Origin of the sequence: Paraburkholderia pallida, assembly GCF_004524855.1 — a bacterium.
GTDB classification, from domain to species: Bacteria; Pseudomonadota; Gammaproteobacteria; order Burkholderiales; family Burkholderiaceae; genus Paraburkholderia; species Paraburkholderia oxyphila.
In genome coordinates this window covers 1,398,173-1,421,743 of the sequence record NZ_CP038151.1, presented here as the reverse complement: position 1 = coordinate 1,421,743, position 23,571 = coordinate 1,398,173, and the positions used below count along the sequence as shown (strand labels likewise).

Below are 23,571 nucleotides of genomic sequence, written 5' to 3'. Positions count from 1 at the left end.
GTCTCTGTACTTTGGTGAAGCGGTTAAAGGGAATGAGGGAGGCATGGGGCTATTTGATGCGGCCAATGCGACGCAGCTCTGCCCCAATCTCCATGATGCGGTCTTCCCCCGCGCGCAACGCCTGCGCCGTGGTATGGACCGAGTAATAGCCGAGCACGAGCTCGTGCGCATGCGCGACGGCAGAGCCGAGAACGAACTCCGAATCCCCGTCTGCCGTGATGACCAGACGCTCTTCGGATTCTTCGAATACTACGAGCTCGTTGGCGACGCGCTCGTCGCCAATATTCAGTGCGCCGCGTTGAACGCTGAGCCAGGCGACGTTGTGCCCCGGTGGCGGGATGTACTGCCACTGGGTCCCCGCCGCTAGCCGCACGAGCAGATAATTGATGCCTGGCGGCGCGGCAATCGGGCTTTCGACATTTCCATAGGACCCCAGTACGACGCTGGCCGGTCCGATGCGAGGGACTTCGCTCGCGGACAAATACTGGCTATGGGGAACGCCCAGTTCGAGCCCGGGCGGCAACGCGACCCACAGCTGATAGCCGCGCCCACGCCCATCGCCCGTTGCGCGGCCGTCATGCCATACGCCCGACCCCGCGTTCATCCACTCGACGCCGCCGACCGGCAGGATCCCTGAAGCGCCTGTCGTGTCTTCATACTCGACCTCGCCTTCCAGCAGCACGGTCGTCGTCGCAATGCCGGAATGAGGGTGCATGGCAAACCGCATGTTGGTTGCTGCCGAGTTATCGAAGTGATCGAGAAAAACAAAGGGCTTCAGCAACTCGCCCAGATCGGACGGGCTGACGAGCCGCGTGATGGGACCATGCTGGCGGCCAGCGGTCCGGGCAACAATCGTTCTTTGCGATGAAGCCAGTGACAGGTCGGTTGCGGAATGTTCGGAATACATGATGGGCCGGCATCCTCGATTCGTGATGGCATACGGCAAGGTTACGCGACGGCGTTTTCGCAAAGAAGCCTGTATTCCTCGATGCAACCCATCGCCACGGGCGATACATCCGAGCCTGGATATCCCCGGATCAAGATTGAACGGGGCTCGCGGGAATTGAGTTCAACATTAATGAATGACATAATCTATGTTGAATTACCTGAGGCTGCGCCCTCGGGCGCCAATATGGCGGCCGTCCGTGCGAACGCGGTGTGGAGTTTTTCGCGACTTCGATATGACTGAACAATGGACAATGTGACTGCGAGACGCGGCATCCAGTCCGTCGAGATTGCGTTCCGGATCTTGACGGCGTTGCAGACGAGTGTGCGGGCATTGCCGCTCAAGGAGATTGCCGCGCTCTCCGAACTCTCGCCAAGCGCGACGAGCAACTACATGATCAGCCTCGTGCGGACCGGGCTGGTTGCGGCGGACGAGAAACCCGGGTGCTACAAGCTCGGGCCGGCGTCGCTTGCCCTGGGCATGAGCGCTATCAATCAGCTTGATGGATTCGACATCGTGCGGCGGGAGGTCATCGCGCTGCGGGACGCAACGCGCAGTGGCGCCGCCGTGACCGCCTGGGCCGAAGACGGGCCGGTCAGTCTCTTCAAACAGGAAGGCGACGCGCGCAGTATGCTCGAGCTGAGAACGGGCCTGATCCCGCTTGTCACGACGGCGGCGGGCAAGTTGTTCATTGCGTGCCTTCAACCTGCCCGCACAGAGGAACTCATCAGCCGCGAGCTCAGCGCGCAACAGCCGTTGACGCCCGCTTCGCTGCGCGAAGAAGCGCTTGCCGAATTGCGCGCCAATGGCTTTACATCCATTCATCGCGCGGACCTCGGCTATGTGTCCGTCGCCGCGCCCATTTGGGACAGGGACGCGGAGCTTCGATTCGCGATCAGTCTCATTGGTACCTCCGCCACGCTGGACACGGACGCGCAGAGCGACGCGGTCAAGGCACTGCTCGATTGCGCCAATCGGGCTACGGTTGCGCTGGGCGGAAAGGTCGCCCGCTAAATCGGCTAGCGGCCGGGCATGCGCCGCGGCCGCAGCGCGGCTTATGCGCTTTCGTCAAGCGGCCTTTGCTGCTGCAGCTGCGAGCACGATGGCGTTGAATGCGCCCGGCGCCTCCAGTTTCGGCATGTGGCCGATGCCGTCGAGTGTATGCAGCGTCGAGTCTCGGCCGGCCATGTGAAGGGGCCGGGCATGCTCTTCAAGTGGAGCGACGCGGTCGAGGTTGCCGACAACGACGGACATCCGCGCCTCGATCGACGCAACCACAGTGGGCGTGGAGGTGGAAAACAGCATGTCCACGGCGTGTTGCCATCCCGTCGGCGTTACGGCATCTCTTAGCCTGGCCACGTGCGCGCGAACCAGAGGCCCGGCACCCGGCGCGACCAGGGCGTCCACCACGGCGGCGCGCGCCTCGTCCGACTGCGCCGCGCCGCTTCGCATCAGGGCCTCTCGTGCCACGCTCCGTTCCTCACCGGATAGATGGCCCCGCGCCACATTGGGTGCGCTCAAGACGAGGGCATGCGTCGCCAGCGGATACCGCGCCGCGAACGTCGCCGCGATCACGCTTCCCCAGGAGCTGCCTGCAACGGTTGCGCATGCGATGCCCAGCTCGGTTAGCAGGGCCAGCAGCACCTGTGCATAGTCCGAGGCAGCGGGCGCGTCGATTGCGAACGGGCTGCTTTGCCCGAAACCTGGGGCGTCCCAGGCAATCACGCGATGCGTCTTGCTCAGTGCCGCGAACTGCGCACGGTAGCCCGCCGAACTCGAGCCAATGCCGTGCAGCAGGACGATGGCGGGCGCGCGCGCGTCGCCCGCCGCGCGATATGTGATAACCCGTTGATCGGCCAGAGTGGGGAGATTCAGTTGAATTTGCTCGATGGCGGGCAACGACGCTTCAAGCAGATGACGGTCAGATTCAATCATGTATAGGTGGCTCATATTTCAGGCGCTTTTTCGAACGCCTCGATCGCTGGCTGTTCGGGAGCGAATAGATGGCTTGCGCTCATGAGAGGAGCATTGGCGACTCGCCGAATGCCGGCATGATCGATTCGCTAAACAGACCGATACTGGTCCTCGCTTCCGACACGGACATGTCGCCAAACATGAACGTCCCGATCAGATAGTTGAACGCGCCTTGCTGCGCCTGTTCCAGCAGCTTTTCGCGGACCGTTTCGGGCCGGCCGACCACGGCGAGTCCCGATTCCACGAGCGGCTCGAACGTCGGCGGAAGCTTTGCGTTGACGGGCTGCGTGCCGTGCTTCTTCCAGAGCTTGAAAAAGTTCGGATAGAAGGTCGACCATGCGCGCGAGCCGATTGCCATGGCTTCCTGGTCCGTTTCGGCCACCACGATATAGCGGTTCACACCCATGAGCGGCTCGTGGGACAAGGGATGCCTCTTTGCGAACTCCTCGCGATAGCGGTCGGTAATCGACCTGACGCGTTGCACGGGGCCGCCGCAAACGATGTTCATCTTTTCCTGGGCGGGCCATACGGTCGAATCGGGCGATGCCAGCGCGTACCACGTCGGGGGCGGTGTTTGCAGCGGCTTGAGTTCGACTGGCACATCGTTGAATTGCCAGAACTTTCCCTGGTAATCGAGGGTAGCCGAACTCAAGTACCGCTTGATGATTTCATATGACTCGACGTACCTGGCCTGAGCGGTGGCCGAATCGATACCGAGCGCCTCGATTTCATGGGGCGAGGCGCCCCGGCCCACGCCATACTCCAGGCGGCCGTGGCTCAGATGGTCGAGCATGCAGATTTCTTCGGCAAGACGCACGGGATGGTGGACTGGCAGGATGTAGACCAGCGGCGACAGGCGCAGCCTCTTCGTGCGTTGCGCGGCGGCCGCAAGAAACACGTTTTGTGAAGGGCAGGCGCTTAGCGTGGTCGCATGGTGCTCCGACATGTGATAGCCATGGAAGCCAAGCTTGTCGTAAAGCTCGATGATCTGCAGCCTGTCTTCGTACTGCTTATGAACAGGCAGGCCATTGCGATCGTTTTGGTCAAAGATGCCGAATTTCATCGTTGTTCCAGTAAGGTGCAGGTGATCTTCGGGCTCAGCGCTATCTGCCGACAAAAACGACCGGAGCCGGTTCGACTCCGCGAGCAAGGGCTTCTGCACGTGCCGTTCTCCCCATGCGCGCGTCCTCAGTCCGGTGCAGCCCCATGGTGAGATCGAGGATCAGCGCATCGGCGCCGGGCACACCGCCTGCCGACCATGCCTTCAGGAGCGCGCGAATCGCGCCATAGGAGCGCGTGGGGCCGTTGGAAAGCTTGACGGCGAGATCCTCGGCAACGTCCTCGACCTGCTCTTCGCCAACGACAAATGCTGCAACGCCAAGTTGGCCCGCGGTGGTGCCGGACATGGGTTCGCTCAGCATGGCGTAGCGCGCCGCGTAGGCACGGCCGGCGCGTTCCGCCAGGCGTTGCACGCCGCCTGCGACTGGCGCCGAGCCAACGGAGGCTTCGATGCAGCGGAACGTGGCGTTTTCCGCAGCAACAATAATGTCGCAAGCCAGCGCGAGCTCGAACGCGCCGCCGAACGCCGCGCCGCGCACGGCCGCGATCGTCGGAATCTGCAGCGCTTCGATGGAACGGTAGGTGTAGTGCATCTGCGAGATGAACGTGCGCCACTCGTCGAAATCCTTGTCGATGAAATCCAGCACGTCGCCCCCGCAGCTGAAGTTGGGACCCTCCGCGCGAATCAGCAATGACCTGATATCGGACTTGCTCGCTTCGCGCACGGCGCTTTCGAGCGCGTTGGCGAAGTCGGACGCAATGAGATTCGCGGGAGGATTGGCGAGGACGATATGACCCACGTTCTCGTGACGCTCGAAGGAGATGACGCTCATTGAAAGGAATCCTTAATAAATGATGAAAATGACGAAACCTTCATGTCTCCCAGCTTCACGCCGATCTAACGTTCAACAATATTGAATGCGTGCAGCATAGTTGTATGTTAGGGCGCGGAGATGAGCGTGTCAATCCATCTGGCGATGGGGGTTTGCCTGGTTTGGCATGTGCTATTGAGCGCACGCGCGAACGTCAGGCGCGTGCTGGCGGATTGGAGCGTCTGGGGAGGAAGTCCCGCAGAGCCGCGGGGCGAGGGAAGGAGGCTTGACGCAGCGCGCCGTGTCGAGCCTTGCTCGCACGGCGCAGTGTGGGGAGCTTACGCGCTGGACTTCGCGCGAGATGCCGGGCGTAGAGGCTTCTCGACGCCGAAAGCACGCGGCTGCGCTTTCGCGAGTTCCAGAGGCAGGGCCTTCTTGTTGAAGACGAGATCCTCGACGGCATTCCAGTAGCTCTCGACCACAGCGGGATCGGACGGAGAGATATTGGCCGTCGCCTGCATCTCGGGCCCAAAGCCGGAAAGCGTCGAAGTCAGGCTGATCACCAGGTAATGGAACAGGATGGGTTCCATCTTGGGCAACGTGCCCTCGTCCTGCGCCTCTTGAATCTGCGGCAGCAGCCAGTTGATGAGCGGCTTGAGCACAGAGTCGGCCACCCACTGCAACCGCGCGCTATACCCGAGAAATTCCTGCAGCATGAAGCGATGAAACTCGGGATAGTCGACGGTGAAGCGGAAGAGGGCGCGATACACGAGCCGGACCCGCTCAGCGGCGCTATCCGGGGGCGTCTCGTCCAGATAGACCTCCCACTGCGCGCGGATGCGTTCGAAGACATGCTCCGCCACGGCCTGCCACAGAATATCCTTCGACCGGTAGTGGTAAGTGATGAGCGGATGCTGCAAGCCAATCCGCTCGGAAATGCCGCGGATGCTCGCACCCTCATAGCCCTTCGCGGCGAACTCCGCAAGCGCCGCGTTCAGAATGGCGCAGCGCGTTTCCTGCGCGCGCTGCTGCTCGGCTCGCTTGAGATCCGTCGGCCGGCCCTTCCTGCCGGTGCTCTTGCTGGCGACTGCGCGTTCTACCATTTGCATTCCCGATAGTGAATCACCGCACCGGGCGCTCATCCCGACGGCGTTTGGGTGGCTGGCGCCCACCAATCAGGCGGGTCAGCGGAAAACTGTACAAAAGTATAATACAAACGAAAGCATGCGCCTGCGGTGAGCGTCTCGGGCTTCGGCACACACTCCTTTTAAATTTCACGAAAGTAAAATATAGTAAGACCGCGAGACGGTTAACTGGGGATAGTCCTGAGCCGTCCACCCGTGAAGGGCACGCACCCTCCAGCAGCGTTCGCGTGCCAATAACGTTTGGTCCACCTGATTGAACGGCCGTTCTTTCCCACCGAGATGCCCAGCCCATGCCACGCCCCATTACCCTGACCGAAGTCGACGAGATCGCCGTCATCACGTTGAGCAACGACGCCGAAGCCAACGCAATCGATCTGGCATTCTGCGAAGGCTTGCTGAACGCGCTCGAAACAATCCAGACGAGTGCGAAGCATCGCGTGGCGGTGATCCGCGCAACCGGCCGAATTTTCTCGGCGGGAGGCAATCTCGCCCAGATTCTGGCCGGGTTGGAGCGGTCCGATACATTTCTCGCAACCTTGATCGGCGAGCTTCACGCCGCAATTCTGGCGATCAGGCGCTTGCCCATTCCCGTGATTGCGAGCGTTCAAGGGGCTGCCGCGGGTGCGGGCTTCTCGCTGGCCATGGCGTGCGACTTTGCCGTCGCGTCCACGTCAGCCCGCTTCGTGGTCGGTTACGGAGCGCTTGGCACCTCCAGCGATGGCGGGCTCTCCTGGCATCTGACGCGCCGGCTGGGGCCGGCCCAGGCCCTTGAGCTGATGCTGGCGCGCGGCGCGCTGAGCGCGGACGAAGCCGCCGCGTTGCGCCTCGTGCAAGCGCTTGCCGAGCCGCACGCGCTCGAGGAAGAGACGCTTGCGATGGCGCGAAAGGTGGCGGCTTTGCCGCCTGCCGCCGTTCGCGAGATGAAGCAGCTCGTTGGCCTGGCCGCGGGCGATGGCCTCGAGCAGCACCTCGAGAACGAGAAGCAGGCGTTTCTGCGGTGCGCCTCCACGAGCGAGTTCGCTCGCCGCGTTGCAGCATTCGTTGGCCGATCGGATCGGCCGGTAAGCTCGCCCTCCGCGTGACGTCCTTGTATCCGGCGGGGCCGATCAACCCCGCCGGGCTGCACAGCCGCTGCCTTTGAGTCACTAGGGCGGCCGCCACCGCTTACGCGCAGTCGTGGCGCTCGCACGAAAACACGAAAACACGAAAGCACGCCCCCTCCAGCGCGTTCGCGCTCCCTCACTCCATCAGCAATCTCGGGCCCCGGCCCGATTCGTGCAGGCGCCGCGCTCCATAGTCGTCCCACCGACGCCCTATAGGGATAGTCCCAGTCTAACAATACTGTACGACCGGAAAATATTTGGCTAATCTAAAGCTGTACGATCGGTAAAAATAAAAACAGACATTGCGGTGGCTATCGACAATGTTCGGACGAAAGCAAACAAACGTTGGAGGAGACTGGAGATGAAGGGCGTGACGTGTGTGGTCGCTTCGCTATGTGCCGTCTCGGCATCGGCGTATGCGCAGAGCAGTGTGACCTTGTATGGAATCATCGACGAAGGCATCACCTATACCTCCAACCAGAAGGGCCATTCGAACTGGCAGCTTCAGAGCGGCGGGGCTTCGATCTCGCGTTGGGGGCTTAGAGGTGCAGAGGATCTGGGCGGAGGCATGAAAGCGGTCTTTGTTCTGGAAGACGGTTTTGACCCATCCACCGGCAACATCGGCAACAACGGCGCGCTCTTTGGCCGGCAGGCTTACGTGGGGCTCACAAGCCGGTACGGGGCCCTGACGCTGGGGCGTCAGTACGAGGAAATGGGCGATCTGCTTTCAAAGATCAATGCGGGGCTGAACTGGTCCGTCTATTTCGCCCACGCCGGCGACATCGACAATACGGCCGGGAGCAATCGTATTAACAATGCGGTCAAGTACGTCAGCCCTGTTGTCGCCGGATTCTCCGTCGCGGGACTCTATAGCTTTGGTGGCCAGGCGGGACAGTTCTCCACCGATAGCGTGAAGTCATTCGGCCTGAGCTACGCTCGCGGGCCGTTGTATGCCGCCGCCGCGTACACCTATATCAAGAATCCCTATACCGCTGTCTTCAACAGCGTGGCGCCGAACGCGGTTTCATTTGCCGCCTACGTGCCCAATGCACAAAGTCAGACGATCGCAGGCACGGGTGCGCAATACCGGTTCGGCAACGCAACAGTCGGCCTCGAGTACACCACGACTCGGTTCAAGAAAGCGTTTCAGGGCGGCGATGTTCGCTTCGACAACTACGAGGCGAATCTTGGCTACCAGTTCAAGCCCGATCTGCTCGCGGGTATCGTGTATGTGTACACCCACGGCAAGATCGATTCGACCAGTGAGTCCCCAATCTATCGGGCACTCGGTCTTTTCACGGATTACTACCTTTCCAAACGCACCGATATTTACGCCGCCGCCGAATGGATGAAGGCGGGCGGCTCGGCGACGCAAGCACAGATCACTTACGACACCGCCCCATCGAGCGGGCGGTCGCAGGGCATTCTTCGCGTGGGCTTGCGTCACAAATTTTAGTCAGGAGAACAGAGTCATGCCGCAGCAAAAAATTGATACGCACCAGCATTTCCTTCCGAAGCTTTATATCGATGCCGTTGGCCTCGACATCCTGAACGCCGCGATGCCAAACGGCGTCGCGCCAACGTGGTCTGAAGAGGCCGCGCTCGCGATGATGGATGAAAACGGCATCGACGTGGGCATTCTGTCGATCTCCTCCGGGCCCACGATTCCGGAAGCTGCCACGCTGCTCAGGAAATGCAACGATTTTGCGGCCGATCTGAGGGCGAAGCATCCGACGCGCTTTGGCTCGTTTGCCAGCTTGCCGCTGCCGGATATCGACGCGGCCTTGAAGGAGGTGAGCTACAGCCTCGACGTGCTCAAGGTCGACGGCTTCATTCTCTTCACGAACTACGACGGCATGTATCTGGGGGATCCGCATTTCACGCCGCTGTTCGAGGAGCTGAACCGGCGCGGCGCCGTGGTGTTCGTTCACCCGAACCAGCCGCCCCACGAGATACCGCGCGTCGCGCCGGCTTCGGTGCTCGAGTATCCGTTCGAGACCACGCGCACCGCTACCAGCCTGATCATCTCGGGCGCGCTGCGCAAGTTCAGCAATGTCCGCTTCATTCTTTCGCACGCGGGAGGCACCTTGCCGTTCCTCGTGCCGCGTATCGCGCTCTCCATTTCCATGATGCCGGGCGCGATCGAGCGTGTGGGCGACCCGCTCGAGGCGTTCAAGTCGCTGTATTACGACACGGCGCTATCGGGCGGAAAGGCGCCATTGAGCGCGCTCGCGCAAATCACGACGCCCGATCACATCTTGTTCGGAACCGACTTCCCGTTCGCACCAACCGCGGCGATCCGGCAGTTTGGCACGGCACTCGACCACATCGAGATTCCCGGCGTCGACATGGATAAGGTCTACGGAGAAAACGCAGCGCGCCTGCTGGGGCGTTGACGTTTGCCCTTTGAGGCCGAGCTCGCGGCGCGGCCACCAGGGTTTTTCGTCTTGCGGACTTTACGGTCGTGAAGTATAGTGAATCAACAGTCCGGATCCCCCGGATTGCGCTGGTGAAGAGCCAGCGTGAAGTGCAACGTACACAGGCAGGTTTCGCATGCGAATGCGCAAATGGCTGCCTGCCTGAGCAGGACGTACCAACATCCGTGGAGGAGACATGATTGAGGAACGCGATGTCATCGTGACGATGCGGGATGGCACCCGCCTCGCGGTAGACGTCTATCGGCCGGATGGCGCCGGCCCGTACCCGGTGCTTTACGCTTCGGCGCTGCACAACAAGGACCTGCAGGGTCCGGACATTGCCGATGTGCTGCCGCCGCAGCCCGCGCACGCGCCGCTCTGGTTCGGGCCCGTGGAGGCAGGCGACAGCCGCCGCTTCGTCGCAAACGGCTACGTGCACGTGATCGCGCAACCGCGTGGGTCCGCGAAATCGGAAGGCCACTACGGCGAGGAAAACACCGACCATTACGACATGATCGAGTGGATCACGCAGCAGCCGTGGTCGAACGGCAAAGTCGGCATGGTGGGTATTTCGGGCTTTGCGGGCGAGCAGTGGCGCGCCGCTTCACAAGGGCACCCGGCGCTCAAGGCCATCTTCCCCTACGATGCCTGCAGCGCATACGGTGGCATGTTCGGCTTTCGCGACTTCAACCCTGGTGGCGTCGTGCATACGTTCCCGTATCTGCTCGATGTCTTCAGCACGGTGCACGAGCCGCGCGGCGTGCCGGGGCCGCTCCCCGACGAGCAGGAAGCGCTGTGGCGCGAGGCCATGCGCAACCCCGACTACAAGATGTACATCAACCTCTACAACATCCTGACGCAGAAGGGTCAGAGAACGTGGGTGATGTATCACATCATGACCAACCCGTGGGAGCAGGACGGGACCGTCGAGCGCGCAGAGGAATTCTTCAAGTCGATCAAGGTGCCGTTCTATACGGGTTCGGGCGCCTATGCCTACACCTACAAGCTGCACTGGCTCGGCGCGCAGCATTACTTCCAGAACGTCAAGCAGCCGCGCAAGCTGCTTTTCACGGGACCCGCGCACCTGGAGCGTCCGTTTCATCAGTACCACGACGAAGTGATCCGCTGGTACGACTACTGGCTCAAGGGCATCGATACCGGCATCATGGACGAGCCGCCCGTGCGCTATTGGGCGATGGGCGCGAACGAGTGGCGCACGGGCACCGACTGGCCCTTGCCCGAGACGCAATGGACCAAGTACTACCTGGGTAGCTGGGAGCAGCTCTCCACGGAGCCGCCGCGGCCGGCTGCGGAAGTCGGCAATGCGCTGCGCGAGCCCGACGTGTTCACGCAAATGCCGCTCAAGAAGACCTCGAAGGTCGAGCGTCTGCGCTACATGACCGATCCGCTTCCCCATGACGTGATGGTCGCGGGCCCGATTTCGCTGACGGTCTACGCGGAGCTCGACCAGCCCGATACGAACTGGATCGTCACGCTCAAGGACGTGGGCCCCGACGTCTCGGTCGTCACTGCGCGCGTAGGCGAGCGCAGTGTTCCGGATACGCTGCCGGAGCGCGAGCTGACGCGTGGCTGGCTCAAGGCTTCCTACCGCGCAACGGATCCCGACCGCTCCAAGCCGGGTGAGCCGTTCCACAAGCTCACGAAGGATTCGATCGAACCGGTCACGCCGGGCGAGGTCGTCAAGTACGAGATCCAGATTCTGGCGACGGCCAACCAGTTCAAGGCGGGCCACCGCATTTGTGTCGAGATCAGCAGCCTTGATGTGCCGACCGGGACGGGCGCGATGACGGACGTCGAATACATTCCGTATCACGTGTGCAGCAGCAATACCGTTACGCACAAGATCTATCGCGACGCCGAGCGTCCCTCGCATCTGCTGCTCCCGATCATTCCGCCGAATAAATGAGGTTTCCTGATGAAAAGTATTCGTTTTGAGCGCGACGGCAAGGTGGGGAGCATCGTCCTGGCGAATCCCCCCTACAACCGGCTCGATACTGAGTTCGCCCGATGCCTGCGGGAAGCCGTTCATGAAGCGAGCGAAAGCGATATTCGCGTGCTGGTCGTGCGGGCCGAAGGGCCCCACTTCAGTCTCGGCGGCGAAGTGCGCGAATGGCCGGGCAAGGATCTGAACTGGTTCCGCACCTTCGTGGCCGAAGTCAACACTTCGTATCGTGCGATCGAGGCGCTGCGTATCCCGACGGTGGCGGTGGTGCAGGGCCTGGCGTTAGGCGGCGGCTTCGAGCTTGCGCTGAACTGCGACTTCATCGTGGCGGAGGCCGACACGGTATTCCGTTGCGTCGAGGTGACCACGGCGATGCTGCCCATTGCCGGTGCGCTGCAGCGCCTCGCCGAACGTGTCGGACGTGGCCGTGCCTCGCGGTTCGCCATGCTCGGTGAAGGCATTCCGGGCAGCGAGGCGGAACGTCTGGGCATCGTGACACATCTCGCGGAGCCGGGAACGCTCGAGCGCGTCGCTAACGAGTTGGTCGCGCGTCTCGCCGACGGTCCTACGCTGTCGTACGCGGCTACACGCACGCTGCTCAAGGCGTGGTCGGGCGGCGGCGTGGCGGCTGCCGACACGGCCATGCTCGATATCACCATGCCCCTTTACCTCACGGAAGACGCCACGCGTGGATTCGCTCACACGGCCAAGGCGTTCGACCGCGACGAGGAACCCAGCGACATGGTTTTCCACGGGAAGTAGCCGCGTTTCACGTCCGCAAAGAGGGCAGGGGCGGGCGTTATTCGGGCTCGGGAATTGTACGGAATCGTTAGCATGTCAAATTATTTGAGTGAATCGGGCGACACGGATCTTGTGCCGCCGACGAGGGGAGCAAACGTCGCCCCGGTGGAGCCGTTCCGTATCAGCGGGCCTCGAGTCCGAAACGCACAGCAGCGGTGGAGGATCGCTTCATGAATACTTTAACGGGCCTTCCCGCGCTTATCCGCCCGGAGAACGGCGTTTCGTACGTGCGTGGTTCGACCGAGGTCGCGCTGAGCGAATCGACGATCGGCCAGTTCTTGCGGGAAACGTCACGCAAGTTTCCCGCCCGGCAAGCCGTCGTCTTTCGGGAGCAAGGCGTGCGCTGGACGTGGCAGGAGTTCGACGAGCAGGTCGACCAGCTCGCGGCCGGGTTCCTGTCGCTGGGCATCAAGAAGGGCGACCGCGTGGGTATGTGGTCTCCCAATCGTGTCGAGTGGCTGATCACGCAATTCGCCACCGCGCGCATTGGCGCCGTGCTGGTCAACATCAACCCCGCCTATCGGGTCGCCGAGCTCGAATACGCGTTGCGCAAGGTCGGCTGCAAGGCGCTCGTCATGGCGCAGACGTTCAAGACATCGAACTATGTTTCGATGCTTCTCGAAGTCGCACCGGAGCTGGCGTCCCAGCAGGCGGACCAGTTGCAGGCGGCGCGTCTGCCGGACTTGCGCGCGGTGATCTGCGTTGGTGTGCCGGATGTCTCCGGCATGATGGGGTTTGGGACCGTCATGGCGCGCGGGAAAGCGTTCCTGCAAGAGAAGGGCAGCGTGCCGCTCCAGACCGTCGAGCGGACATTGTCGGCCAACGACCCGATCAATGTTCAGTTCACGAGCGGGACGACCGGCAACCCGAAGGGGGCCACGCTGACGCACCGGAATATCGTCAACAACGGACGGTATGTGGCGATGGCGATGAAGCTTTCGGAGGCCGATTCGCTATGTATTCCGGTCCCGCTCTACCACTGCTTCGGCATGGTGCTCGGCGTGCTCGCGTGTGTCTCGGTCGGCGCGCAGATGGTCTTCCCGGGAGAAGGATTCGACGCGCGCTCGACGCTCGCGGCCGTGGCCGAGGAGCGCTGCACGGCACTGCACGGCGTGCCCACGATGTTCATTGCGGAGCTGGGCCACGCGGATTTCGATACGTTCGATCTGGGCAGCCTGCGCACGGGGATCATGGCGGGCTCGCCGTGCCCGGTGGAAACGATGAATCACGTGGTGACGAAGATGCACATGCGCGAGGTGACCATCGCCTACGGCATGACCGAGACGAGCCCCGTCTCGTTCCATAGTTCGACGACGGATCCGCTGGACAAGCGCACGACGACGGTCGGGCAGATCCAGCCCCATCTCGAAGTCAAGATCGTGGATACCTTCGGGAACATCGTCCCGGTTGGCGAAACCGGCGAGCTGTGCACGAAGGGCTACTCCGTCATGCTCGGCTACTGGGAAGACGAAGAAAAGACGCGCGAAAGCATCGTCGATGGGTGGATGCATACGGGCGACCTCGCGACGATCGACGAGGACGGCTACTGCAATATCGTCGGGCGTCTCAAGGACATGGTGATTCGCGGCGGCGAGAACATCTATCCCCGCGAGGTCGAGGAATATCTGTTCAGACATCCGAAGATCCAGAACGTCCAGGTGTTCGGCGTGCCGGACAGCAAGAACGGCGAGGAGCTGTGCGCGTGGATCGTCCTTCATCCGGGCGAGGGCGCGACTGAAGACGATATCCGGGACTTTTGCCGCGGGCAGATCGCTCACTACAAGATTCCGAAATACATCCGCTTCGTCGACGAGTTGCCGATGACCGTGACAGGCAAGGTGCAAAAGTTCGCGATGCGCGAGCAGATGATCCGGTCGTTGAACCTGACCGAGCAGAAGACGGCCTGATTTTTTGGGTCTTGAGAGGAGACAACGGATGCAGGACCGATTCAAATAATCAGGTATGCATACGAATCTGTCGAATAGGTGATATGGAGGCATGGAATGTACGAAATTACCACGGATGTGCTGATCGTCGGATCTGGCCCGGCCGGATCGGCAAGCGCTGCGTTGCTCGCGACGTACGGCATCGACAATCTGGTGGTCAACCAGTATCGCTGGCTGGCCAATACCCCGCGCGCGCACATCACGAACCTGCGCACGATGGAAGTGCTGCGCGATCTCGGCCAGCAGGTCGAGCAGGAGGCCTACCTCCATGCGACCAATGAAGATCTCATGGGCGGCACGGTGTTCTGCGAGAGCCTGACGGGCGAAGAGATCGGCCGCGTGCCGAGCTGGGGCCTGCATCCGCGCTCGCGCGCCGAGCGTCAGCTGTCGAGCCCGGCGAAGATGAACGATCTGCCCCAGACGTTCATGGAGCCGCTCCTGTTCAAGACGGCTTGCTCGCGCGGCACCGAAGCGCGCATGAGCACCGAGTATCTGAGCCATACCCAGACCGACGACGGCGTGATCACGCACTGCCGCGACCGGCTCTCGGGCGAGGAGTTCGTCGTCAAGTCGAAGTACCTGATTGGCGCCGACGGCGGCAACTCCAAAGTCGCGCAGAACGCCGGTCTGCCGTTCGAAGGCAAGATGGGCGTGCGAGGTTCGATGAACATCTGGTTCCGCGCGGACCTCTCCGAGCTCGTGGCGCACCGGCCGGCCGTGCTGTATCCGGTCATGCAGCCTGGCGCGGAAGTCGGCGGCATCGGCATGGGCCTCATCCGCATGGTCCGTCCGTGGAACGAGTGGCTGATCGTCTGGGGTTACGACATCGAGCAGCCCGCGCCCGTGATCGACCAGGCGAAGGCCACCGAAATCGCGCGCCAGCTCGTGGGCAAGCCCGATCTCGAGATCGAGCTGCTGGGCGCCAATACGTGGACCGTGAACAACATGTACGCGACCCGCATGCAGGACGGGCGTGTGTTCTGCATGGGCGACGCGACGCACCGGCATCCGCCATCGGGCGGCCTCGGTTCCAATACGTCGATTCAGGACGCGTTCAATCTGTCCTGGAAGCTGGCGCTGGTGCTCAAGGGGCAGGCGGGGCCGGAGCTGCTGGACTCCTATACGGTCGAACGCGCACCGATCGCGAAGCAGATCGTCACGCGCGCGAACCAGTCGATTGCGGAGTTCGCGCCCCTCTATCACGCTCTCGGCATCGACGAGTCGAACGACGCCGCGGTGATGCAGGCGAACATGCACGCCCGCAGCCAGTCGACCAAAGAGGCCGAGAAGCAGCGCGAGGCCATTCGCGATGCGCTGGCGTTCAAGCAATATGAGCTCGACGCCCACGGCGTGGAGATGAACCAGCGCTATCGCTCCAACGCGGTGTTCCAGGACGGCGACGCCGAACCCGCTTTCGAACGCGACGCCGAGCTGTTCTACCAGGCGACAACGTGGCCCGGCGCGCGGCTGCCCCATGCGTGGGTGTTCGACTCGCGCGGACGCAAGGTCTCGACGCTCGACCTGGCGGGCCACGGCCGCTTCGTGCTGCTTACGGGCCTCGGCGGAGAAGCATGGGTGGAGGCGGCCGCCCGGGTGAGCGAGGAGCTGGGCTTGAAGATCGACGTGCAGGTGATCGGCCCGCGCCAGCGCTACGCCGACCATACCGGCGACTGGGCGCGCGTGCGCGAGATCTCGGACAGCGGCTGCGTGCTGGTGCGCCCCGACCATCACGTGGCATGGCGTACCTTCGCACTGCAAAACGATCCGGAAGGCGAGCTCCGCACGGTGTTGCAGCGAGTGCTCTCGCGCTGAAGGTTGAAGGTGGCCGTGCGTTGCAGCGCACCTCGCTGGGCGGTTGCGATACCGCGCCCAGCGAGGCGATGCATTCACACGGGCGAGCGTGCCAGCCAGCATTGAACAGGAAACAGGCCGTATGGATCGCTACACGCAAATGGAGTTTTTTGCGTTGACGGCCGACCTTGGCAGTCTGTCGAGGGCGGCGGAGCGGCTCGGCATCTCGAATGCCGCCGCGAGCCGCATGCTGAACGCGCTTGAAGACCGGCTCGGCGCGCGCCTCATGGAGCGAACGACGCGCCGGCTATGGTTGACCGACGCGGGGCGCGAATACCAGCGTCGCTGCGCGTCGATCCTGGCGGATATCGCGGATGCGGATACGGCAGTCGGCGACATGACGGTGCAACCGAGGGGCGTGCTGCGTGTGACGAGCTCGGTGTCTTTCGCCGTGGCCCATATCTCGCCCTGGTTGCCGGAATTCAATGAGCGCTATCCGGAGCTTTGCGTGCAGATTACGGCGGCAAATCGATATCCGAATTTCATCGAGGCGGGCATCGACTGCGCAATCCGCACGCGCGAACATGAAGGCGATTCAGGCATCACCGTGCGGCGTCTCGCGGATACGGGCCGCGTGCTGGCCGCGTCGCCGGCGTACGTCGCGCGATACGGCGCGCCGCAAACGCCGGAGGCACTGGCCGACCACAAGCTGCTGGTTTACAGCTACGCGTCCAGCCCTTACCGGCTGCAGCTCAAGCGAGGGCGCGAGCGGCGCGATATCGCGATCAGCGCGGTGATGGAATCCAACGAAGGACAGGTGATTTGCGCGGCGGGCCGGGCCGGACTCGGCATCGTGATTCAGCCGCTCTACATCGTTCACGACGATATCGTCGCCGGGCGTCTGATCCCGCTGCTGACCGACTGGGAGTTGCCGCCGCTGACCATCAACCTCGCGTATCAGAGCCGGCGCAACTTGCCCGCGAAGATCCGCGTGTTTGCGGATGCGTTGAGCGAGCACATGAGGAGCCTGGACCGCGAGAAGCGCTGGAGCACGACGCCAAAGCGCGAACTCGCCTTACCGAACGGGCAGGCAAAAGATGCGAGCTGACTGGCGCGGCGCATGCGGCCGCTACGACTTCTGGTTCAGTTCTTCGAACCCCGCGACCAGCGCGTCGAGCAGATGCCGTACAGCCGGCACCATGCCGCGACGCGAAGGAAAGATCGCGTGCACGAGGCCCGGTGTGGAGGCCAGCTCCGGCAGCAGGTGGATCAGCCGGCCGCTGCGCAGATCGGCGTCCACGAGCTCGCGCGGCACCATCGCGATGCCGATGCCTTGCAGCGCTGCCGTTCGCAAGCTGGCCAGGTCGTCGGTCGCGAGGCGCGGCCGATGCGGCCAGGACGTCACGTGGCCGCTGGCGTCGACGAGATTCCATGCAAAGCGCTCGCCGCTATTGGCCATGGCAAGCGTGGGCCATGCTTCGAGCGATTCGATCGAGCCGGGCGGCGGATACTGCGCCGCCAGATCAGGGCTGGCCACCAGAATCTGGACGGACAAGCCCAGTTGGCGCACTGCGAGATCGGTGTTTTCCAGCGGCGGGACCCGGACCCGAATCGCGAAGTCGAGACCCTCTTCGACGACGTCCACGCGCCGGTTGGTGGCATCGACGAGCACCTGGACCTGGGGGTTGTCGCGCAGGTATCCGGTGATGATCGCGGTGATGCCGGAGCTCAGCAGTCCCACGGCGCAGCTGATCCGGATGGTGCCCTGCGGTTGCGAGCGCGTCTGGTCGACGATGTCCTTGGCGGCTTTCGATTCGGCAACAAGGGCGACGCAATGCTGGTGGAAACGCCGCCCGGTTTCCGTCAACGAGAGGCTGCGGCTCGTGCGATTGAGCAGGCGTACGCCCAGTTCTTCTTCCAGCGCGCGAACGCGGCGGCTCAGTTTGGACGTCTGCAAACCAAGCGCGCGTGCCGCCGAGGTGAAACTGCCATGGTCGACGACTTCCGCGAAGAGCCGGAGATCGTTGAGGTCGGTGATCGGGGTCATGGGCAGGGAGCGTGGGGTTTTAACGTTCTATCAGCGGCAATGATGCTTTGCGATTCAGGAGATAGGCGCACTCTCGTTGCAAATATAGTATGCCTCCACGGTTCACGCCATCGCTGATCAAAGGGCTGCCAAACACAAACAGGCACCCGGCGCACAACGAGGATTGGCCGGCGACTCGTGAATGGAGTTGCAAGCGAAGTCTGTGTCTTTGAAGGCTCTGATCTGGTGATGGTGGACCCTGGTCAGATTTCATTTACCTCGCCACCAAAGCCATTTCATATCAGGAGTTCGTCGTGGATCAATACAAGTTTCTTCCCCTGCTGGGCCGCATCATGTTCGGCGCCCCCTTTGTCATGAGCGGCCTCGGCAAGTTGGGCGCCTATGCCGCGACGGTCGGCTATATCCATGCCATGGGTCTGCCGGTTCCGCCGCTCGCGTACATCCTCTCGGTGGTGGTCGAGCTGGGTGGCGGTCTGCTGCTGATCACGGGCTACCGCGTGCGCTTCACCTCGCTCGTGCTCGCTTTGTTCTGTCTTGCTACCGCCGCGTTCTTCCACCGCAACTTCGCGGACCAGAACCAGATGATTCACTTCCTCAAGAACGTGATGATGGCGGGCGGCCTGCTGCAGATGACGTATTTCGGCGCCGGTGCATACAGCCTGGACAAGGTCTTCGGGCGAGGCAGCGCGAAGCTCGCCGCAGCAGGGGCGAACTAGTCGAGCGGCGCGCAGGACCGGACGGCAGATGGCATCGGAGAACAGCATGAAAGCGATAGGTTACGCAGTCAAAGGAGGCGTCGAAGTCCTGACCGACCTCGAGCTGCCGATGCCCGAACCCGGTCCGCGCGATCTGCGGGTTGCCGTGAAGGCCGTGTCGGTGAATCCCGTGGATGTGAAGCGCCGCCGTCACGAGGACCCATCGGAGCACCCGCAGCCGAGAATCCTGGGCTATGACGCCGCGGGCGTGGTCGAAGCGGTAGGCAGTGCGGTCACGCTCTTCAAGCCCGGCGACGAAGTCTTCTATGCGGGCGCGATGGACCGGCCGGGCACGAACGCGGAGTTTCACCTCGTGGACGAGCGCATCGTCGGGCCCAAGCCCGCCACCTTGTCGTTCGCCGAGGCGGCGGCGCTGCCGCTTACGTCCATCACCGCGTGGGAAATGCTGTTCGACCGCATGAAGGTGCCACGCGGCTTGCTCCAGCCCCATGGGACGCTGCTCGTGCTCAATGGCGCTGGCGGTGTCGGCTCCATGCTGATCCAGCTGGCGAGCCGTCTCACGGGCCTCACCGTCATCGCCACGGCATCGCGGCCCGAAAGCGCCGAATGGGTGCGCAAGCTCGGCGCGCAGCACGTTGCCGACCACAGCAAGCCCATCGACGAAGCGCTGCGCGCGATCGGCTTCAGCGGCGTGGACTATATCGGCGCCATTACTTCGACGCCCGGCAGCGCCGCGAGCCTCGCACGCGCGTTGAACCCCCAAGGCCATATCACGCTGATCGACAACTTCGACGACAGCATCGCCCCGTTCAAGCCGAAGAGCATCACGGTGTCGTGGGAGATGATGTTCACGCGATCGCTGTTTCAGACGGCGGATATGGACGCGCAGCATCGCCTGCTCAAGGAGGTCTCGGCGCAGGTCGATGCCGGCGTGTTGCACACGACGCTCACGCACGTGGTCGGCCCCTTGACGGTGGCGAATCTTCGCCTCGCCCACGAGCGGATCGAAACGGGCAGGGCGATCGGCAAGACCGTGCTCGAAGGATTCGAGCGATGAGCGCCGTGCTCGCATGGCTTTGCGCTGATGTCTTCATACAAGGATGATCCAATGAAAGCGACCTACAAGGCGGTGTTTTGGGTACTGGCCGGCTGCTTGTCGGCCGTCGCGCTTGCGCAGGAGCCGGAGGCGAGCGCAACGAACGGTGTCGCGGCATCGCAGGCGGCGTCGGCGCCTGGCGCCTCGAAGAAGGCCGAGCGCACGGCCAACCGCATGTTCGCGCGGAAAATCCATCAGGCGCTGAACAAGACCAAGGGCCTCGCGGCCGCGGACATCGCCGTATTCGCCAATGCGCAAACGGGCGAGGTCATTCTGGGCGGCTTCATCGACACGCAGGACCAGGAGCACATTGCGACCGATGCGGCCAGCAAGGTGCCCGGCGTGAAGTCGGTGACCAGCAAGATCGTCTTGCGGCCCCAGCTCTAGCCGTTTGCATCGGGTTTGCATCGATCGATCGGGACGCCACGGAGGCCAACATGCTGGACGGTGTATCGCTGGATCAGCTACGGACATTCATCGCAGCCGTTGAAGAAGGCAGTTTTTCAGGCGCGGCGAGGAAGTTGCGCCGGGCGCAATCGATGGTCAGTGAGCTGGTGTCCAACCTCGAAGGGCAGATCGGGGTGACGCTGTTCGACCGGTCCGGCCGCTACCCGACGCTCACGACCGAGGGCCGGGTCTTGCTGGCCGACGCGCGCCATGTCGTCTCCGGCGTGGACTGGATGAAGGCGCGCGCCAAAGGCATGGCTTCCGGCCTCGAACCCGAATTGTCGGTCGTGCTGGACGTCTTTTTCCCGCTTCAGGCCGTTGTCGAGGTTGCCAAGGCGTTCCGCGAACGCTTTCCGCAAGTCCCGTTGCGGATCTATGCCGATGCGCTTGGCGGCGCTTTTGAGCCCGTGATCGACGGGCGGGCCGCGCTAGGCATTGTGGGCTCCTTGCCCTATGTGCCGGCGGGCCTCGCCTCCGAGCGGCTCACGGCCATCGGCTATGTGATGGTCGCGGCCAGTTCGCATCCGCTGGCTGCGATCCGCGGACCGATCGGCAAGGACGAGCTCGCGCGCCATATGCAGCTCGTGCTGACCGACCGCTCCGCGTTGTCCGCCGGCCGCGAGTTTGGCGTCATGTCCGGCTCGGTCTGGCGCTTCGTGGATCTGTTCGCCAAGCACGCTTTTTTGCTGCAAGGACTGGGATGGGGCGGGATGCCCTTGCACATCGTCGCGGACGACATCGCGGCCGGGCGGCTCGTCGAGCTTCAGATTGAAGACGTGCCGCCGGGCGGGCTCATTCTTCCCATGCTGGCGGTTTATCCGTCTGCTGCGCCGCCCGGGCCAGCGGGGAGATGGCTGGTGGAGCAGTTGCGCGTGTCGTAGCGCGATGAGGCCAAGGCGCTACGCAACTAGGGATCGTTGACCAGGTTGATGAGGTCCGTGAGGAACCACGGCAGGATCAGTTGCGTATTGGGGTCGCTGACGCCAACGGTGAGCACCGGCGCTCGCCGGGCCGATTGATCGTTCACGGGCGGTTGTGTGGAGGCACAAGCGGCACAACCGAGCGTGAGCACGATGAGCGAAATTGCGGAGCAAACGCGTTTCATGAGGGAGAACTCCAGCCACGTTATTTTGACAACGTGGCCGATGGCGAGTTCGTCCCGGCGCGTTCGCGCTGCCCAACTCAATCCGGCAATAGCGAGCCGCTGCGAACGGGCTCGGCGCCCGCGACGCATGCCACTTCCATCCCCGCCGTGGCAAAGCGAGCGCGCTGTCGCGCGTACAGCACGCCGGTAACGGAACTCTTGATCGTGACGACGCGCTCGGTCAGCGGGTCGACGATGTCGGCGATCGGCTGGCCGGGCTCGACGCGCGCGCCAACCGCAGCGCGGAACACGAGCACGCCGGAAATAGGCGCGATGAGCGGCTCGCTGCCGGCGAACGGCGTGGGCCCGAATTCGAGCGGCGGCAGAGGCGCGGGCGTGCCGTCGATCACGCCGCGGTGCGTCAGGTATTCGACGATCGCATTCGCGTCGTGCTCGGCGAACGCGTAGGACACGTCGGCCTGGCCGCGCAGCTCGATCGTTACGGAGATCGAACCATTTGGAATGGGATAGCGCTCGCCGTAACGCGCGCGCAACGCGGACCAGCAAAAGCTGTGGATCTCGTCGAAGGGATTGCCGATCGAATTGAGCGCGAGCAGCGACGCCTTCGCGTCGAGATAGCGCGCGAGCGGCTCGACATCAGGCCACAGGTCGGGGTTCGTGTAGAGGTGCATCGCGGCTTCGAAGTCGCAGTGCAGGTCGAGCACGGCATCGGCGTCGTATGAGAGGCGCTGCAGCGCGAGGCGCTGCGACTGGAGCTCGGTAGTTGGCGTTTGCTCGGCGAGTGCTTCGCGCATGGCGGCGCGCACGGCAAGCAGGTTCTGCTGCGCGTCGCCGGTGAGGCGCGACTCGATGCGCGGCATCACGAGCTCGGCGAGATCATGGAAGCTGCGGTTGAAGTTCGAGGCGGTGCCGGTTTCGTAGCGGCCCAGCATCTGGCCGAGCAGGCGCTGGTTCAAACCGATTGGATTGGGTACGGGTACAACCACGATCTCGCCGCGCAGCTTGCCCGCCGCTTCGAGCGCGGCGAGGCGCTTGCGCAGCGCCCAGGCGACCAGCATGCCGGGCAGTTCGTCGGCATGCAGCGACGACTGGATGTAGATCTTCTGCCCGCCGGCCGGGCCGTAGTGGAAGCTCGTCAGGTGCCGCTCGGTGCCGAGCGCCGGGGAAATCAACGGATGCGTCTGTGTTTGCATGATGGTGTGACTGCGCCGGCTGTCGAACCGGCGCGCGGGATGAGGAGATGCGGATCGGGACAACGCAGCAGGGCGCGTGGAGCGTCCTGCTGCGTGCGGTGTTAGCCGCCGTACACGTCGAAGTCGAAGTACTTCGACTCGATCTTCTTGTACGTGCCGTCCTTGATCATGTCGGCGATGGCTTTGTCGATCTTCGTCTTCAGCTCCGCGTCGTCCTTGCGCAGGCCGATAGCGGCACCCACGCCGAGCGTGCCCTGCGGATCGCTCAGGTCGGCGCCCGTGAACTGGAAGTCTGCGCCGCGCGGGGTCTTCAGGAAGCTCATGTTGGCCTGCACGGCGTCTTGGAGTGCCGCATCCAGACGGCCTGAGGTCAGGTCCGCATAGACCTGTTGCTGGTCCTGGTAGGGCACGACTTTCACGCCTTTGGGCTCCCAGTTGAGCTTCGCAAAGGTTTCCTGAGTCGTGCCTTGCTCCACGCCCACCGTTTTACCCTTGAGCGAATCGGCCGTCGGCTGGAGGTTCGAGCCCTTCTTCGCGACGAGGCGCGTCGGCGTGTGGAACAGCTTCGACGAGAACGCGATCTGCGCTTCGCGCTGCGGTGTCATCGACATCGAAGAGAGCACGCCGTCGAACTTCTTCGCCTTCAGCGCCGGGATCATGCTGTCGAACTCACTCTCGACCCAGACGCACTTCGCGTTCAAGCGCTTGCAGATCTCGTTGCCCATGTCGATGTCGAAACCAACGAGCTTGCCGTCCGTGCTCTTCGACTCGAACGGCGGGTAGCTCGCATCGACACCAAACCGCACGGTGGACCAGTCCTTCGCGAAGGCGGAGGTTGCGACGGCCAGGATCGCCATGGAAAGGGCTAGCTTCTTCATTGACATGAGGTCTCCAGTATCGAAATCCGCGCCGCCGTGAATTGGCGGCGTCTTCAAGCAGAAGGGTTCATCTGCAAAGTTGAATAGACAAGATAACTGGACGATGATGATTGGTTAAGTAGGGTTTTCGCT

22 protein-coding genes are annotated in these 23,571 nt (G+C 63.0%); 13 read left to right on the top strand and 9 right to left on the bottom strand.

The features are described from left to right. Positions 1-49: 49 nt before the first annotated feature. Entirely contained in the window at positions 50-907 is an 858-nt protein-coding gene (locus E1956_RS41095) for a pirin family protein (protein ID WP_134759017.1), read from the bottom strand. Positions 908-1,192: 285 nt separating this feature from the next. Between E1956_RS41095 and E1956_RS41090 the strand changes: the two genes are divergently transcribed. Beyond that, positions 1,193-1,960 carry an IclR family transcriptional regulator gene (locus E1956_RS41090; RefSeq protein WP_134759015.1) on the top strand — a complete coding sequence of 256 codons (768 nt, stop codon included), beginning with the start codon at positions 1,193-1,195 and terminating at the stop codon, positions 1,958-1,960. Between the two features lie 54 nt (positions 1,961-2,014). On the opposite strand, the gene E1956_RS41085 is transcribed toward E1956_RS41090, so the two are convergent. The 4 genes from E1956_RS41085 to E1956_RS41070 form a co-directional block, all read right to left on the bottom strand. Continuing rightward, positions 2,015-2,845, bottom strand: a complete 831-nt coding sequence (locus E1956_RS41085) for an alpha/beta fold hydrolase (protein ID WP_167760280.1) — start codon at positions 2,843-2,845, stop codon at positions 2,015-2,017. A 115-nt stretch (positions 2,846-2,960) separates the two neighbouring features. Continuing rightward, positions 2,961-3,983, bottom strand: coding sequence for an LLM class flavin-dependent oxidoreductase (locus E1956_RS41080; RefSeq protein ID WP_134759011.1), 1,023 nt, complete (start codon positions 3,981-3,983; stop codon positions 2,961-2,963). 40 nt (positions 3,984-4,023) lie between these two features. Further along, positions 4,024-4,812, bottom strand: a complete 789-nt coding sequence (locus E1956_RS41075) for an enoyl-CoA hydratase/isomerase family protein (protein WP_134759009.1) — start codon at positions 4,810-4,812, stop codon at positions 4,024-4,026. Between the two features lie 317 nt (positions 4,813-5,129). Next, on the bottom strand, positions 5,130-5,894 hold the full coding sequence (locus E1956_RS41070) for a TetR/AcrR family transcriptional regulator (protein WP_167760279.1): 765 nt from the start codon (positions 5,892-5,894) through the stop codon (positions 5,130-5,132). Between the two features lie 332 nt (positions 5,895-6,226). Here E1956_RS41070 and E1956_RS41065 point away from each other — a divergent pair, with 332 nt between their 5' ends. The 8 genes from E1956_RS41065 (at position 6,227) to E1956_RS41030 (ending at position 17,065) form a co-directional block, all read left to right on the top strand. Next, complete coding sequence (locus E1956_RS41065; protein WP_134759005.1) at positions 6,227-7,018, top strand: enoyl-CoA hydratase/isomerase family protein; 792 nt, start codon at positions 6,227-6,229, stop codon at positions 7,016-7,018. A 382-nt stretch (positions 7,019-7,400) separates the two neighbouring features. Continuing rightward, positions 7,401-8,495: a porin gene (locus E1956_RS41060; RefSeq protein WP_134759003.1), complete on the top strand. Its 1,095-nt coding sequence runs from the start codon at positions 7,401-7,403 to the stop codon at positions 8,493-8,495. A 16-nt stretch (positions 8,496-8,511) separates the two neighbouring features. After that, positions 8,512-9,435, top strand: coding sequence for an amidohydrolase family protein (locus E1956_RS41055; RefSeq protein WP_134759001.1), 924 nt, complete (start codon positions 8,512-8,514; stop codon positions 9,433-9,435). A 217-nt stretch (positions 9,436-9,652) separates the two neighbouring features. After that, positions 9,653-11,383 carry a CocE/NonD family hydrolase gene (locus E1956_RS41050; protein ID WP_134758999.1) on the top strand — a complete coding sequence of 577 codons (1,731 nt, stop codon included), beginning with the start codon at positions 9,653-9,655 and terminating at the stop codon, positions 11,381-11,383. A gap of 9 nt (positions 11,384-11,392) precedes the next feature. Further along, on the top strand, positions 11,393-12,181 hold the full coding sequence (locus E1956_RS41045) for an enoyl-CoA hydratase/isomerase family protein (protein ID WP_134758998.1): 789 nt from the start codon (positions 11,393-11,395) through the stop codon (positions 12,179-12,181). Between the two features lie 209 nt (positions 12,182-12,390). Next, positions 12,391-14,127: an AMP-binding protein gene (locus E1956_RS41040; protein WP_134758997.1), complete on the top strand. Its 1,737-nt coding sequence runs from the start codon at positions 12,391-12,393 to the stop codon at positions 14,125-14,127. Between the two features lie 96 nt (positions 14,128-14,223). After that, entirely contained in the window at positions 14,224-15,978 is a 1,755-nt protein-coding gene (locus tag E1956_RS41035) for an FAD-dependent monooxygenase (protein ID WP_134758996.1), read from the top strand. Between the two features lie 121 nt (positions 15,979-16,099). Next, complete coding sequence (locus tag E1956_RS41030) at positions 16,100-17,065, top strand: LysR family transcriptional regulator (RefSeq protein ID WP_134758995.1); 966 nt, start codon at positions 16,100-16,102, stop codon at positions 17,063-17,065. A gap of 21 nt (positions 17,066-17,086) precedes the next feature. Here the strand turns inward: E1956_RS41030 and E1956_RS41025 are convergent, their stop codons facing one another. Beyond that, positions 17,087-18,004: a LysR family transcriptional regulator gene (locus tag E1956_RS41025; protein WP_134758994.1), complete on the bottom strand. Its 918-nt coding sequence runs from the start codon at positions 18,002-18,004 to the stop codon at positions 17,087-17,089. Between the two features lie 293 nt (positions 18,005-18,297). Here E1956_RS41025 and E1956_RS41020 point away from each other — a divergent pair, with 293 nt between their 5' ends. The 4 genes from E1956_RS41020 to E1956_RS41005 are packed head-to-tail and all read left to right on the top strand — an operon-like array spanning position 18,298 to position 21,144. Next, positions 18,298-18,720, top strand: coding sequence for a DoxX family protein (locus E1956_RS41020; protein WP_134758993.1), 423 nt, complete (start codon positions 18,298-18,300; stop codon positions 18,718-18,720). Positions 18,721-18,766: 46 nt separating this feature from the next. Further along, positions 18,767-19,777, top strand: a complete 1,011-nt coding sequence (locus E1956_RS41015; RefSeq protein ID WP_134758992.1) for a zinc-binding alcohol dehydrogenase family protein — start codon at positions 18,767-18,769, stop codon at positions 19,775-19,777. A 51-nt stretch (positions 19,778-19,828) separates the two neighbouring features. After that, entirely contained in the window at positions 19,829-20,203 is a 375-nt protein-coding gene (locus E1956_RS41010; RefSeq protein WP_167760278.1) for a BON domain-containing protein, read from the top strand. 50 nt (positions 20,204-20,253) lie between these two features. Further along, positions 20,254-21,144, top strand: a complete 891-nt coding sequence (locus E1956_RS41005) for a LysR family transcriptional regulator (RefSeq protein WP_134758990.1) — start codon at positions 20,254-20,256, stop codon at positions 21,142-21,144. A 26-nt stretch (positions 21,145-21,170) separates the two neighbouring features. Here the strand turns inward: E1956_RS41005 and E1956_RS41000 are convergent, their stop codons facing one another. The 3 genes from E1956_RS41000 to E1956_RS40990 all read right to left on the bottom strand — a co-directional run bounded on the left by E1956_RS41000 (position 21,171) and on the right by E1956_RS40990 (position 23,439). After that, positions 21,171-21,368 (bottom strand): hypothetical protein, encoded by a 198-nt coding sequence (locus E1956_RS41000; protein ID WP_134758989.1) that lies wholly within the window; start codon positions 21,366-21,368, stop codon positions 21,171-21,173. Between the two features lie 77 nt (positions 21,369-21,445). Beyond that, the gene (locus E1956_RS40995) at positions 21,446-22,561 is read right to left on the bottom strand and encodes a succinylglutamate desuccinylase/aspartoacylase family protein (RefSeq protein ID WP_134758988.1); all 1,116 of its coding nucleotides are present in this window, start codon (positions 22,559-22,561) and stop codon (positions 21,446-21,448) included. 101 nt (positions 22,562-22,662) lie between these two features. After that, positions 22,663-23,439: an ABC transporter substrate-binding protein gene (locus tag E1956_RS40990; protein WP_134758987.1), complete on the bottom strand. Its 777-nt coding sequence runs from the start codon at positions 23,437-23,439 to the stop codon at positions 22,663-22,665. Between the last annotated feature and the right edge of the window lie 132 nt (positions 23,440-23,571).

Bases quoted from the DNA above. Each gene is read 5' to 3' on its own strand.
- E1956_RS41095 (WP_134759017.1), bottom strand. From the start codon at position 907: ATGTATTCCGAACATTCCGCAACCGACCTGTCACTGGCTTCATCGCAA.
- E1956_RS41090 (WP_134759015.1), top strand. From the start codon at position 1,193: ATGGACAATGTGACTGCGAGACGCGGCATCCAGTCCGTCGAGATTGCG.
- E1956_RS41080 (WP_134759011.1), bottom strand. From the start codon at position 3,983: ATGAAATTCGGCATCTTTGACCAAAACGATCGCAATGGCCTGCCTGTT.
- E1956_RS41075 (WP_134759009.1), bottom strand. From the start codon at position 4,812: ATGAGCGTCATCTCCTTCGAGCGTCACGAGAACGTGGGTCATATCGTC.
- E1956_RS41070 (WP_167760279.1), bottom strand. From the start codon at position 5,894: ATGGTAGAACGCGCAGTCGCCAGCAAGAGCACCGGCAGGAAGGGCCGG.
- E1956_RS41065 (WP_134759005.1), top strand. From the start codon at position 6,227: ATGCCACGCCCCATTACCCTGACCGAAGTCGACGAGATCGCCGTCATC.
- E1956_RS41060 (WP_134759003.1), top strand. From the start codon at position 7,401: ATGAAGGGCGTGACGTGTGTGGTCGCTTCGCTATGTGCCGTCTCGGCA.
- E1956_RS41055 (WP_134759001.1), top strand. From the start codon at position 8,512: ATGCCGCAGCAAAAAATTGATACGCACCAGCATTTCCTTCCGAAGCTT.
- E1956_RS41050 (WP_134758999.1), top strand. From the start codon at position 9,653: ATGATTGAGGAACGCGATGTCATCGTGACGATGCGGGATGGCACCCGC.
- E1956_RS41045 (WP_134758998.1), top strand. From the start codon at position 11,393: ATGAAAAGTATTCGTTTTGAGCGCGACGGCAAGGTGGGGAGCATCGTC.
- E1956_RS41040 (WP_134758997.1), top strand. From the start codon at position 12,391: ATGAATACTTTAACGGGCCTTCCCGCGCTTATCCGCCCGGAGAACGGC.
- E1956_RS41035 (WP_134758996.1), top strand. From the start codon at position 14,224: ATGTACGAAATTACCACGGATGTGCTGATCGTCGGATCTGGCCCGGCC.
- E1956_RS41030 (WP_134758995.1), top strand. From the start codon at position 16,100: ATGGATCGCTACACGCAAATGGAGTTTTTTGCGTTGACGGCCGACCTT.
- E1956_RS41025 (WP_134758994.1), bottom strand. From the start codon at position 18,004: ATGACCCCGATCACCGACCTCAACGATCTCCGGCTCTTCGCGGAAGTC.
- E1956_RS41015 (WP_134758992.1), top strand. From the start codon at position 18,767: ATGAAAGCGATAGGTTACGCAGTCAAAGGAGGCGTCGAAGTCCTGACC.
- E1956_RS41010 (WP_167760278.1), top strand. From the start codon at position 19,829: ATGAAAGCGACCTACAAGGCGGTGTTTTGGGTACTGGCCGGCTGCTTG.
- E1956_RS41005 (WP_134758990.1), top strand. From the start codon at position 20,254: ATGCTGGACGGTGTATCGCTGGATCAGCTACGGACATTCATCGCAGCC.
- E1956_RS41000 (WP_134758989.1), bottom strand. From the start codon at position 21,368: ATGAAACGCGTTTGCTCCGCAATTTCGCTCATCGTGCTCACGCTCGGT.
- E1956_RS40995 (WP_134758988.1), bottom strand. From the start codon at position 22,561: ATGCAAACACAGACGCATCCGTTGATTTCCCCGGCGCTCGGCACCGAG.
- E1956_RS40990 (WP_134758987.1), bottom strand. From the start codon at position 23,439: ATGAAGAAGCTAGCCCTTTCCATGGCGATCCTGGCCGTCGCAACCTCC.